Origin of the sequence: Telluria antibiotica (genome assembly GCF_011682055.1) — a bacterium.
Taxonomy (GTDB): Bacteria; Pseudomonadota; Gammaproteobacteria; order Burkholderiales; family Burkholderiaceae_D; genus Telluria; species Telluria antibiotica.
Map to the genome: position 1 here is coordinate 145,648 of NZ_JAAQOM010000005.1, position 12,933 is coordinate 158,580.

At 68.8% G+C, this 12,933-nt stretch carries 9 protein-coding genes; 1 reads left to right on the top strand and 8 read right to left on the bottom strand.

The annotated features are described in order from the left end of the window. Positions 1-19: 19 nt before the first annotated feature. Positions 20-667 (bottom strand): GTP cyclohydrolase II, encoded by a 648-nt coding sequence (gene ribA, locus HAV22_RS10160; protein WP_166858975.1) that lies wholly within the window; start codon positions 665-667, stop codon positions 20-22. 213 nt (positions 668-880) lie between these two features. Between ribA and HAV22_RS10165 the strand changes: the two genes are divergently transcribed. Further along, on the top strand, positions 881-3,166 hold the full coding sequence (locus tag HAV22_RS10165; protein ID WP_166858976.1) for an ATP-binding protein: 2,286 nt from the start codon (positions 881-883) through the stop codon (positions 3,164-3,166). Here the strand turns inward: HAV22_RS10165 and HAV22_RS10170 are convergent. The 7 genes from HAV22_RS10170 to HAV22_RS10200 form a co-directional block, all read right to left on the bottom strand. Continuing rightward, a complete protein-coding gene (locus HAV22_RS10170) occupies positions 3,139-5,331 on the bottom strand; it encodes a sensor domain-containing protein (RefSeq protein ID WP_229421172.1) in 2,193 nt (730 codons plus the stop codon). The two genes, HAV22_RS10165 and HAV22_RS10170, sit on opposite strands and share 28 nt — an antisense overlap. A 69-nt stretch (positions 5,332-5,400) precedes the next feature. Further along, entirely contained in the window at positions 5,401-7,044 is a 1,644-nt protein-coding gene (locus HAV22_RS10175) for a family 43 glycosylhydrolase (RefSeq protein ID WP_166858977.1), read from the bottom strand. 75 nt (positions 7,045-7,119) lie between these two features. Beyond that, complete coding sequence (locus tag HAV22_RS10180) at positions 7,120-8,754, bottom strand: hypothetical protein (RefSeq protein WP_166858978.1); 1,635 nt, start codon at positions 8,752-8,754, stop codon at positions 7,120-7,122. A 2-nt stretch (positions 8,755-8,756) separates the two neighbouring features. Further along, entirely contained in the window at positions 8,757-10,178 is a 1,422-nt protein-coding gene (locus tag HAV22_RS10185; RefSeq protein ID WP_166858979.1) for a glycosyltransferase family 2 protein, read from the bottom strand. Next, positions 10,178-11,284 (bottom strand): HEAT repeat domain-containing protein, encoded by a 1,107-nt coding sequence (locus HAV22_RS10190; protein ID WP_166858980.1) that lies wholly within the window; start codon positions 11,282-11,284, stop codon positions 10,178-10,180. Before HAV22_RS10190 ends, HAV22_RS10185 begins: the two co-directional genes overlap by 1 nt. Continuing rightward, positions 11,281-11,664 (bottom strand): response regulator transcription factor, encoded by a 384-nt coding sequence (locus HAV22_RS10195; RefSeq protein ID WP_166858981.1) that lies wholly within the window; start codon positions 11,662-11,664, stop codon positions 11,281-11,283. Before HAV22_RS10195 ends, HAV22_RS10190 begins: the two co-directional genes overlap by 4 nt. Positions 11,665-12,130: 466 nt before the next feature. Beyond that, positions 12,131-12,832 (bottom strand): pirin family protein, encoded by a 702-nt coding sequence (locus HAV22_RS10200; RefSeq protein ID WP_166858982.1) that lies wholly within the window; start codon positions 12,830-12,832, stop codon positions 12,131-12,133. Positions 12,833-12,933 lie beyond the last annotated feature (101 nt).

A 12,933-nucleotide genomic window follows, 5' to 3' on the forward strand; every position in this document is an offset into this window, starting at 1 on the left:
AGAACTCTTGCGGCGGGGTTTACGCTTCGCTGTCGAGTGCGGCTTCGGTGGCCGGGGTCATCATGTGGCCCAGCTTGGCCTGCTTCGTGTTCAGGTAGTTGTCGTTGTAGGCATTACGGTTGACGAGCAGCGGCACGCGCTCGGCGACCTTGATGCCCAGCTTGCCCAGCGCATCGATCTTGCGCGGATTGTTCGTCATCAGGCGCACGGACTCGATGCCGAACTGCTCCAGCATCGGCAGCACGAGTTCATAGTTGCGGGCGTCGGCGTGGAAGCCCAGTTGCAGGTTCGCCTCGACCGTGTCGGCGCCCGCTTCCTGCAGGCGGTAGGCGCGGATCTTGTTGACGAGGCCGATGCCGCGGCCTTCCTGGCGCAGGTACAGCAGGATGCCGCGGCCTTCGTCGGCGATGCGGCGCAGCGCCGATTCCAGCTGCGCGCCGCAGTCGCAGCGCTGCGAGAACATCACGTCGCCCGTCAGGCACTCCGAGTGGATGCGCGCGAGCGGCGGCTCGCCCGTGGACAGGTCGCCCAAGGTCATCGCCAGGTGCTCCTTGCCGGTGGAATGCTCGACGAACGCATGCATGGTGAACTGCGCCCACGGCGTCGGCAAGCTGCACGACGTCACGTAGTCGACGAGGTTGGAAGGCGCGGTGGCGTTGTCTTGCATGGCTGATCCTGGTGCGATGACTGAAAAACAGGGAAGTAACGGGCAAGTTTACCGGAAATCCGACATGGCCGTGTAGTCGGCCCCCTCGGGGCTGTCTTTTGCGGGAAAGGTAACGCGAGTGTTCACGCACTGCAACACAATTCCCGCATGGAATCGTGGCTATGCTAGGCTGGTAACAGCGTCCATTCGGACACGTGTCCTTGTCGGTTTGCCATGTCGAATCCCCTGAAATCGTTCCGCCGGCTGCTGCCGCGCGCCCTCGGCGCCTGGCTGGCGCTGGCCTTCGTGCTGCTGTCCATCGTCCTGACGTTGGTCCTGACCGCGGTCATCGAACGCAAGTCGTCCGAGCAGGTCGAGACGAACATCGGGCACGGCCTCGCCGAGCTGGCGATGCAGACGTCAGACAAGCTGGAGCGCGGCATGTTCGAGCGCTACCGCGAGGTGGGCCTGCTGGCCCGTCGCCGCTCGCTCGGCGAGGACCAGCCGCCGGCGCTGCGCCGCGCCACCCTGGACGCCATCCAGAGTACGCTCGGCTACTACAGCTGGCTCGGTTACGCCGGCCTGGACGGCAAGGTGCAGGTGTCCGCGCAGGGCTTGCTGGAAGGGACCGACGTGTCGCACCGCCCGTGGTTCCGCAATGCGCTGCGCGGCATCCACGCGGGCGACGTGCACGAAGCCGTGCTGCTGGCGCGCCTGCTGCCCAGGCAGCCGGAGCCCTGGCGCTTCGTCGACGTCGCCTTCCCGTACGTCGACGAGCACGGCGTCACGCGCGGCGTGCTTGGCGCGCACCTGTCGTGGCAATGGGCGCGCGACGTCGAGCGCTCCGTCATGGCCGGGATCGCGGCGCGGCGCCAGGTCGAGGCGCTGATCGTCGATGCCGAGGGCGACGTGCTGCTCGGGCCGCCCGACGTGGCCGGCAAGCGCCTCACGTTGCCCAGCCTGAAGGCGGCGCGCGCCCAGCGCGGGGACGGCTACCTCGTCGAGACGTGGCCGGACGGCCGCCGCTACCTCGTGGGCTTCCAGCGCGGCCGCGGCTATGCCGAATACCCCGGCCTCGGTTGGACCGTGCTCGTGCGCCAGAACGTCGACGACGCGTTCGCTCCCGTGCGCCGCCTGCGCGAATACGGCCTGGGCGCAGGCGTCGTGCTGGCCGCGCTGTTCTCGCTCGTGGGCGCCGGGCTCGCGCGCCACATCACGCGGCCGCTCGGCGAACTGGCCGACGCGGCGCGCCGCATGCGCGCGGGCGAAACGGTGCGCATCGAAGTGCAGCGGGGCGGCTACGCGGAAGTGCGCGCGCTGGGCCACACGCTGAATGCGCTCGTCGCGAATCTCGTGCGCCGCCGGCGCGCGCTCGAAGACTTGAACGCGACGCTGGAAGAGCGCGTCGCCGTGCGCACGCGCGAGCTGGAACGGGCGCTCGCCAAGGTGCGCGCCAACGAACAACGCATCGCCGCCATCATCGAGACGGCGCAGGACGCCTTCGTCGGCATCGACATGCGTGGCCGCATCCTCGATTGGAACTCGGCGGCCGAGGCGATGCTGGGCTGGACGCGCGCCGAGGCCGTCGGCTGCATCATTTCCGACCTCGTGATGCCGGAACGCTTCCGCGCCCATTCGCGCGCGCGGCTGGCGCACTTCCTCGAGACGGGCGAGATGGAGATCCTGGGGCAGCGCGTCGAACGGGTGCTGCTCACGCGCGACGGCCGCGAGATCCCCGTCGAGATGACGCTGGGCCTGGCCGGCACGGGAGAAGGGCTGTTCTTCTCCGCCTTCGTGCACGACATCTCGGAGCGCAAGGAAATGGAGCGGATGAAGGACGAATTCGTCGCGACCGTGTCGCACGAGCTGCGCACGCCGCTGACGGCGATCTCCGCGTCGCTCGCGCTGCTGGCCGACGGCATGGCCGGCGAGTTGCCGCCCGACGCGAAGGGCCTCGTGGACGTCGCGAACGCGAGTTCGGGACGCCTCGTGCGCCTCGTCGGCGACGTGCTCGACCTGCAGAAGCTTGATGCGGGCGCCATGGTGTTCGACCGGGAAGTGCTGCCGCTGCTGCCGCTCGCCGAGGACGCCGTCGCCGCGATGCAGAGCTACGCCGGCCAGGCCGGCATCGCGCTGTCGTGCGTCGCCGCGCCCGGCGCGGAAGGCGCGCGCGTGGACGTCGACGGCGACCGCCTCGCGCAGGTGCTGACGAATCTGCTGTCGAACGCGATCAAGTTTTCCGGGCCGGGATCGACGGTGCGCGCGCACGTCGAGGCGCGCGGCGACCGAGCGCGCCTCGCGGTGGCGGACGAGGGCGCCGGCATTCCGGAAACGTTCCGCGCCCGCGTGTTCCAGCGCTTCGCCCAGGCCGACGGCGCCGATTCGCGCCGCCAGGGCGGGACGGGGCTCGGCCTGTCGATCTGCAAGACGATCGTCGAGGAACTGGGCGGCGCCATCTGGTTCGACAGCGCCGAGGGCATCGGCACCACGTTCTACGTCGAGCTGCCGCTCGCGGCCTGAAGGGGCGCCTGCACCGGCATCGGCACGGGCGGCCGGCCGTAGCGTTCCTCGAATTCGTCCAGCGCGACGGGGCGTCCGAGCAGATAGCCCTGCATCACGTCGCAGCCGTGCGCCGTCAGGAACGCCTGCTGCGCATCCAGTTCCACGCCCTCGGCGATCGTCGCGAGATGTAGCTTGCGCGCGAGCGCGATGATGGCCTCGACGATGGACGACGCGTTCGGGTCGTTGTCGACGTGCTGCACGAACGAGCGGTCGATCTTCAGCGCCGCCAGCGGAAAGCGCGCCAGGTAGGCCAGCGACGAATAGCCGGTGCCGAAATCGTCCAGCGCGAAATGCACGCCGAGGCCGCGCAGCTGCTGCATGCGGTCGACGAGGTCGGCCGGGTTGCGCGCGAACACGCTCTCCGTCAGTTCCAGGGTGAGACGGTCGGCCCGGGCGCCCGTCGCGGCCAGCAGGGTGGCGACGGCCTGGGGAAAATCGGGGTCGCGCAGCTGGTGCACGCTGATGTTCACGGCGAGCTTCAGTCCCTGCAGGTTCGGGGCGCGCGCCCAGCGCGCCAGCGCGTGACAGCCCTGTTCGAGGACGTCCATGCCCAGCGCCGCGATGAGGCCGCCGGATTCGGCCGCGCCGATGAATTCGCCGGGCGCGACCAGTTCGTCCGCGCCGCGCTGCCAGCGCACGAGGGCTTCCGCGCCGACGAGGCTGCCGTCGTGCCCGAACTGCGGCTGGCAATACAGCACGAACTGGCGCCGCGCGAGACCCGTGCGCAGCGCGGCCGACAGCGCGGCCTGGCGGTCGACGGCCGCCTGCATGCCGGGGTCGAAGAAGCGCAGCGTGTTGCGGCCTTCGTCCTTCGCGCGGTACATCGCGAGGTCGGCCTGGCGCAGCAGCAGGTCGATGTCGGTCGGGTGGCCGTCGAACAGCGTGGCGCCGATGCTGGGGCTGGTGGAGCACTGGCGCCCGGCCAGGTCGAACGGTTCGGCGAGCACCTCGAGCACCTTGCGCCCCACGGCATGGACTTCCACCATCGCGTCGGCCGGGGTGGCGCCCAGGTTTTCCAGCACGATCACGAATTCGTCGCCGCCCAGGCGCGCGAGGTGGTCGCCTTCGCGCAGCGCCCGGCGCAGCCGCCGCGCCACTTCGCGCAGCAGCAGGTCGCCCAGGTCGTGGCCCATCGTGTCGTTCAGCAATTTGAAATTGTCGAGGTCGAGGAACAGCAGCGCGCCGTGGCGGCTCGCGCGCGCGTTGCGCGCGAGGATCTGGCCCAGCTCCTCGAGCAGGAAGCGCCGGTTCGGCAGGCCCGTCAACTGGTCGAAATAGGCGAGTTCGTGGATGCGGCGCTCGGTCTGCTTGCGCTCCGTGAGGTCGGTGTTGGTGCCGGACAGCCGTATGGCCTTGCCGCCGGCGTCGCGCAGGATGAAGCCGCGGCTCAGCACGGGGACGTAGTGGCCGTCGTGGTGGCGCAGACGGAATTCCGTGCCGTAGGTCTGGCGCGGGCCGGGCAGCACTTCGTCGAGGAAGGCGACGACGCGGATGCGGTCTTCGGGGTGCGTCAGGCGCACCCACGCCTCGGCGTCGGCAGCCTGCGTGTCGGGCGCGTAGCCGAGCATTTCCCACCAGCGCGCCGAATAATAGATCTCGCCGGTGACGAGGTCCCAGTCCCACGGCGCGTCCGTCGAGCCCTGCAGCGCTAGGCGCATGCGCTCCTCGGACTTGTGCAGCGATTGTTCGATGCCCTTCAGGGCCGTGCAGTCGGTGAAGCAGACGACGACGCGGTGGATCGTGCCTTGCTCGTCGCGTTCGGGGTAGGCATTGCAGAGCGCCCAGCGCACGTCGCCCTGGCCGGGGCGAGGGACGCCGACGACGACGTTCGACACCTTGGCGCCCGTGCGCAGCACTTCGTTGACGGGATATTCGTGCGACGGCATGCATGTGCCGTCCGCGCGCACGAAATGCCAATAGGCGTCGCTGGCCTGGGCGTGCAGCACCTCGTGTTCGCCGCGCCCGAGCAGGACGAGCGCTTCCGGGTTGGCGGCGACGACCCGTCCCTGTGCGTCGTGCATGACCACGCCGGCCGGCAGGTGGGCAAGCAGCTCGTCGAAGCGGCGCCGCGCGTCGTCCGGGGCGGTGCCGTCGCCGTTCATGCGGGGCGGGTTCTCGTGCATGTGGACTTTTGGTTACGATTTCCGCGCATGCTAGCAGTTCCCGGACGCCCGTGGCGCGCGTTCAGCTCATCATGCCGGCGCCAGCGCGCGGTAGCGGAAGTCACGCAGCCGCACGGTGCCCGCACCCGCGGCGTAGACGCCGACTTTCAGGCTCAGGAAGCCGCCGAACACATTGTGGTGAATACCCGACACTTCCATGCGCGTGCCGTGCAGCGTCCACGTCTTGCCGCCATCGAACGAGTAATGGAAAGTCACGACGTTGTCGTCGTTGGTCAGGCGCACGCGCACGCTGGAGATGGCTTGCGGACGGCGCGCCCACGGCAGTTCCTCCGAATATTCGTAGGTCTTGACCGTGTCCGGCGTGAAGCCCAGGCCGACGTAGGCTTTCGGGTTGTAGAACAGCAGCAGGCCGCCTTCGGCCGCGCCCATGAGGTCCAGCGTGATCTCGGCCTCGTACGCGCGGTCGCCGACGCCGCACGTGAGTGGCGTCGCGTCGGCCGGCGACGTGCCCTTGCCCTTGATTTCCAGCCCGCCGTTCGCGAAGCGCACGCGCGCCATCTCGTCCGGCGCCGGATCGTGGAAGCTCCACTGGACGCCGAAGCGGTCCTGCGAGAAATCGTCGGACAGCGCGAACCCGTTCGGCCCGGCCTTGCCGCCGCGCGGCTTCGGCAAAGGCTTCGAGAGGTCGCCACCCTTGGCGCGGAACCAGCCGTCCGCCGTCCACTCGATCGGCTCCAGCACCGTCTGGCGGCCCAGCGTGCGGAAGCCGTTCTCGTAGGCGTGGTAGATCATCCACCAGTCGCCGCCCGGGCCCTCCACGAGCGACGCGTGGCCGCGCGACCACCACGGCTCCTTTGTGCTCGTCGTGCGTACGAGCGGGTTGTGCGGGCAGTGTTCCCACGGGCCGTTGATCGACTTCGAGCGGGCCGCGATCACCATGTGGCCCGTCACGGGACCGGCCGTGCCGCCGACCGCCGTCACGAGGTAGAAATAGGCGCCGTGACGCAGCAGCTTCGGGCCTTCCGGCGCGAAGTTCTCGACGACCCAGTCTTCCGGATAGCGCCACGGCTGGTACGCCGGTTCGACGGGCCCGTCCGCCGCGAGGCCGTCGTCCGTCAGGCGCACGCGGCGGATGCCGTTCACGAACAGGTAGCGCTTGCCGTCCTCGCCCACGACGTGGCCCGGGTCGATGCAGCCGCTGATCTTCAGGTCGATCGGATCGCTCCACGGACCTTCGATGCGGTCGGCCCAGATGGCGTAGATCGACCAGGCGTTGCCGTCCGGCGCGGCCGGGATGTAGATGAAGTAGCGGCCGTCGTGCTTGCACAGGTCGAGCGCCCAGATCGTGCCCAGCGGCTTCTTCAATGCGGGGCCGACGGGCGCCCAGTTCACGAGATCCGTCGAATGCCAGATCACGATGCCCGGATACGACAGGAAGGACGAGAACGTCATGTAGTAGTCCTTGCCGTCCTTCAGGATCGTCGGGTCCGGGTGGTCGCCCGAGATGATCGGGTTCACGTACGTGCCGTCGCCGAGGTCGGCCTTGCGCTGGCCTTCGATGCCGCGGCCCCAGCGCGGGGCAGGCAGGCAGGCGGGGACGGCCGGTGCGGCGGTGCGGGCGCCGGCCTGCGCGGGCAGAACGGCGGCAGCGGGGAGGGCGGCGGCGCCGGCGAGCAGCGTCTTGAATGCCGAGCGGCGGGATGGATTGGTCAAGCGGGTCTCCAGATTCTTGCGTATTAATCGTTTCCAAGAGTATATGAAAACGATTTCATGAGCAAGACCGCAACCTCAGCGCAGTTCGTGGATGGCGATCCCGCCGAAGCCGTCCCACAGGCCGAATTCCTGTTCCAGTCCGGGCAGCTGGCGCAGCAGCGCGGGCTTGTCCTTGTGGAACGTGGTCGCGCTGCCGTCGATGGTGCGCGTGCCCGCGAGGCGGTACATCCGCGCGTCCGTGCTCGCGACGGGCTTGCGCAGCAGGACGAGCACCTGGCGACCGTCCACGTCGACGGCCTGCAGGTCGCCGGGACCGCTCGTCGCCTTCACGTAGCGGCGCTGGACTTCCGGCTCGATGGCGCCCGCTTCCAGCGCGACGCGCACCTGCCGGCCGTGCGCGGATGCCCAGTCGAGGAAGGGGATGGCGAAGAAGACGATCTGGGCGCGGTCGGTGCGGTAATCCATCACGGCGAGCGCGTCGGCGGTCGGGGCCAGTGCGTCCAGCAGCGCGGGATTGCGGCCCCACCAGAACGGGACGACGAATTCGAGGCGCAGGCCCTCGCCCGCGGCCGCCTTCAGCGCGCGCGCCATGCCGATGTAGGCCGCATCCCGCCGGCTGGGCGCCAGCACCGTCTCCGGCAACAGGTACGGTTCGACGTCGAACTGCGCGCCGCGCAGGCGCGCGTCTGCGGGCTGCGCGGCGTTGTACGCGGCATACGCGCGCACGCGCCGCACGGCCGCCGGCACTTCGCCGGGCAGCACCATGTGCGGGTCGCCGTCGACGCTGTAGATGACTATGCCCCGCGCACCCGCCGCGCGCACGAAGGCGGCCAGGTGGCCGGGGTCGCGCACGGCGCCGCCCGTCAGCGGTACGGTGACGAACAGCTCGCGGATGCCCTGGCCGGCCGCCCAGTCGAGCAGTGCGGGCCCGCCGTCGATCCAGTCGCCGGGACGCCAGACCCACGTCGCGCGCGGCGCGGCCTTCGGTGCGGCGGCCGGTTCCTGCGCGAGCGCCGTCACGTCGATGCTCGCTTCCGATGCGGGGCACAGCAGCACGAACTGGCGCCAGCCGGCGCGGTCCAGCGCTGCGGGCGGTGTGAGCCGCGCGGACTTGGCGCCGGCGGCGAGCACGCCCATGTCGAGCGCATCGCCCCTTTGTTGGCGGGCCGCATCCGCGACCTGCCACGTGAACGCGCCGCCCCGCGCTTCATACCCCGCGGCCAGCGCGGTGTTGGCGCGGGTCATGAACCACGGCCCCGTGAGGATCGCGCCTGCCGCGCGCTGGCCCGCGCGGCAGGTGACGCGCAGGTGGCCGTTCTCCAGGTGTGCCTGCACGCGCTCCTCGGCGCCGAACGTGCGCACGTCCATCGACCGCAGCAGGTTCTCGTGCAGCGGCATGGGTTGCGGACGTGCCGGACCGCGCGCGGTGGACGGCAGTTCGTGCTCGCTGACGGCGAAGCGGCCGTCCGTCACGTTGCCGTTCAAGACGATCACGTCTTCCGGCATCTCTCCGTGCGCCAGCGGGTAGACGGCGTCCACGTCGGCGCCGGCCACCAGCGCGACGCTCGTGCAGCCCGGTGCGTGCTCGCGGTCGTCGACGACGTAGCGTGGCGGCGCGCCGTCCGTCGCGGCGGGGCATTGGTGCAGCCAGGCGGCGTGGGCCGGGATCGTCATCGCGAGCAGGGGTAACGTAACGAGGAGGGTGCGCATGGTCAGGGGCCTTTGGGCGTACCGGCCTGCCAGTCGCCCTTGCGTTTCATCGTACCCCAGGTCGATTCCTTCTGCGCGATCCAGCGCCACAGGCCGATCAGGCGCCACACCGTGTTCAACTGGCGGTGCCCGAGATTTTCCAGCAGCACGACGGCGCCCAGCGCCAGCAACTGCTTGCCGCGCGGGTACATGTGGAACGACATCTCTTCCAGCAGCAGGCCGGACGCGGACAACAGGATGCCGAGGCCGATCGCGACGAACATGAACGTGGCGAACGCCTGCCACGAGATCCCGCCCGCGATGGCCGCCCACGTCATGAAGACGTAGCCGCCCAGTTCGACGACGGGCCCCAGCCACTCGAACAGCAGCATGAACGGGAATGCGAGCCAGCCCGGTACGCCGCCGTTCCTCGAGAACATCAGGCCCCAGTTGGCATTCAAGCTCTCGGCCAGGCCGCGCTGCCAGCGGATGCGCTGGTTCTTCAGCGTCTTGTAGTCTTCCGGCGCCTCCGTCCAGCACACGGGATCGGGCACGAATTCGATCTTGTACGGCTGGCGCTGCGCGCGCAGCAGGCGGTGCATGCGCACGATCAGTTCCATGTCCTCGCCGATCGTGTCCGGGCGGTAGCCGCCGGCCTGGATCACGGTCTCCTTGCGGAACACGCCGAACGCGCCGGAGACGATCAGCATGCCGTTCACCGAGGACCATCCGAGGCGACCGAACAGGAACGCGCGCAGGTATTCCACGACCTGGAACAGCGCCCACACGTTGCGCGGCAGGCCGACCTTCGTGAGGAAGCCGCCCGTCACCTCGCAGCCGTTGGCGACGCGGATCGTACCGCCCGTCGCGACGACGGCCGGATCGCGCAGGAACGGTTCCGTCACCTTTTCCAGGCTGTCGCGCTGCAGGATCGAATCGGCGTCCACGCCGCACACGAGCGGATAGCGCGCCGCGTTAATGCCCGCGTTCAGCGAGTCGGCCTTGCCGCCGTTGTCCTTGTCGATCACGCGCAGGTTCGGAAAGCGGGTGGAGCGGTAGATCTGGCGGATGTCCTTCGTCGCGATGCGGCGCCGGTACGCTTCCGGAAACGGCAGCAGGCCGAATTCGCGCTTCAAGACCTCCAGCGTGCCGTCCTTCGAGCCGTCGTTCACGACCAGCACTTCGTATTCGGAATACGTCAGCTGCAGCATGGAGCGCACGGATGCGGCGATCGTGGCCTCCTCGTTGTATGCGGGCACGAGGATGCTGACGGGCGGCTCGAGGCCGGAGTAGACGCGCGGCAGGTCGTCCAGCATCGCTTCCTGGCCCTTGCGGTGCAGCGCGCGCAGCGACAGCATGTTCAGCACGAGGTAACCGCCGTTGAGCAGCACGAAGTAGCACAGCACGAACCAGGTGATGAACTGGATGATGAGGTGGTGCGACATCACCCGATCCTTTCCCCGGCGCGGGTTTCGGCGATCACCTGGGCGAGGATGTCGGCGGCGAAGCGGTCGGTGAGGCCGGCCTGCAGGGCATCCAGTTCGGCGCGCGCGAGCCACGGCAGGTCGGCGATGGCCTGGGCGGCGCGGTAACGCACCCACCATTCGCGGTCGGCCAGCAGCGCGACGAGGCGCTCGACGTCGGACGCATCGCCGATCCGCCCCAGCGCCTTGGCGGCCAGCACGCGTACCTGCCAGTCGGGGTGCGCGAGCAGGCCGCGGACGGTGTCGCGCAGGCCGGGCGTGGCGACGATGCGCAGGGCGGCCGTCACGAGGTCGACGTCGGGGCTGGCGAGGGCGTCGGCCAGCAGCGCGGGCGGCAGGTCGATGCGCAGCGCTTCCGCGATGCGCAGGGCGCGCGGCAGGCGGCCGGGCGGCAAGGTCGGCAGCAGGTCCGCGAGGACGCCGGCGACGGGCGCGCTGGCCTCCTTCAGGATGCCGGCCACGTGCGACATGGCCCAGTCGTCGCGCGCGACGAACAGCGGCGTGAGGTAGGCGGCGGCCGCGTGCGGGTCGATACGCACGAGCGCCCACAGTGCGGACAGCGACAACGTGACGTCCGGGCTTTCGGCCAGCGTGCGCAAGGTGTCCCACGACGCGCGGTCGCCCAGGTGGCCCAGCAGCAAGGTCGCCAGCAGGCGCTCCGTGCGCGGCCCGCGCGCGAGCATGGCGCGCGCGTCGTGCTCGACGCCGAGGCGGCGCGCGACGGCGTTCAGCGCGACGCTGGCCTCGCCGCGCAGCGACGCCTGCAGGTGCACCCACAGCTTGATGAAATGCGGGCGCTCGGCGCGCGCCAGCCGCGGCAGCTTGCCGGGCATCTCGCCGACGATGGCGGCGTTCAGCACGGGACGCCACCGGGCGAGCGCACGCGCCTCGCGCCGCTCGCGCCGGCGCAGCGCCATGCGCAGGCGGACGATCTGGGCGGCGAGGAGCAACGTGAGGAAGAGGGCGCCGATCCCGGTCCAGTACGCGGCGGCCAGGACCGGATCGGCTGGCGCCTTCAATGCGGCGGCAAGCACATGGGCGGGCAGGACGCCGCCGGGCAGGATCATGCCGGTGTTTTCAGGAAGCGGCGCAGGCGCGCGAGCAATTCCTGCGGCTGGAACGGCTTGATGATGAAGTCGTTGGCGCCGGCGTCGAGGGCACGCACGGTGTCGCGCTCCGTGTTCTTCGCCGTGAGCATGAGGACGGGCACGGCCTCCCACCCGGCCTGCGCGCGGATCAGGCCGACGATCTCGAACCCGTCGACGTAGGGCAGCATGACGTCGAGCAGGACGAGGTCGGGCGCAGGCTCCGCCATCACGTGCTGCACGGCCGCGCGCCCATCCGCCACGTGGGTCACGCGATAGCCCTGGCGCTCGAGCATGAAGCTCAGGACGTGGGCGATGTGGACGTCGTCTTCGACGACGAGGACGCTGGGTTGTGCGCTCATGCGGGTTGGGTCGAAAGTTGCTGTGTGGCTCGATTATAGCGGCGGAATTTAACAGTTGACGCGCGATTGTGGCGGGAGGGGCGACTGAACGTGGGCTTTGCGGATGGGTTGACACAGTGGCATGATGGGCGGTGAACTCAACGTCGGTGTGAATGCAGGGAAGGGCGAGGGATGAGCTGGATAAACGCATTTTTTGCGAGCGGATACTCGATTGCCTACGCATTGGGCGGACTGTTTGCCTCGAGCTTCGCGTAGTGGGTTGCCACTTGTGATTTGGCGAAATATACGTCGTTCGCCCGGATGCTTGGCGGTTATCCGGCGAAGACCTGGGTTGCCGTGTTTCTTGTTTTTCTCTCGGCATTCCTGCTTTATTGCGCTTATCAGGTGACTGCGTTTGAGCGGTATTTTTTAATTGAGAAAATGCCGGTCTCCGCAGCCAGCGCCGCGGAGACCGGTCATTTTCCACTCAAGCCGGCAGATCGAATAACAAGACCTCAGCCCCTTCCGCGTGATCGAACACCACACGCTCCTCACCACCAATCTTGAGCGCATCCCCATCTTTCAATGCCACGCCGTTGACGGAAACATCCCCACGAATCACGTGCACATACGCCAACCGCTCACGATCCAGCGCGTGCTCCGCATGATCGCCTTCGTCGAGAATGGCCGCATAGATCGACGCATCCTGATGAATGGTCACGGACGCCTGCCGCCCGTCACGCGAGGCGATCAGGCGCAGCTTGCCCTTCTTGCTATCCACGGAAAAATGCTTTTCCTCATAGCTGGGCGGGATGCCTTTCGTGTCCGGCTCGATCCAGATCTGCAGGAAGTGCACGGGGTCCGTCTTTGAGCCGTTGAACTCGCTGTGGCGCACGCCCGTGCCCGCGCTCATGCGTTGCACGTCGCCGTAGTGCAGCACCGAGCCGGTGCCCATGCTGTCCTTGTGCTCCAGCGCGCCGTCGAGCACGTACGAGATGATTTCCATGTCGCGGTGGCCGTGCGTGCCGAAGCCGGCGCCCGGGGCGACGCGGTCTTCGTTGATCACCAGCAGCGGGCCGAAGCCGGTGTGGCGCGGGTCGTAGTAATCGGCGAACGAAAACGTGTGCTTGGACATCAGCCAGCCGTGGTGGGCGGCGCCCCGTTCTTCGCTCCTGCGGACTTCCATCATGGTGTTTCTCCTCGTTGATTGCTGTCGATGGAAGTCAGTATAGGGACGCGGCCCCGCAATGAAAAACGAGTAGTTTTATGCACTATGATCGAAAACTTCGA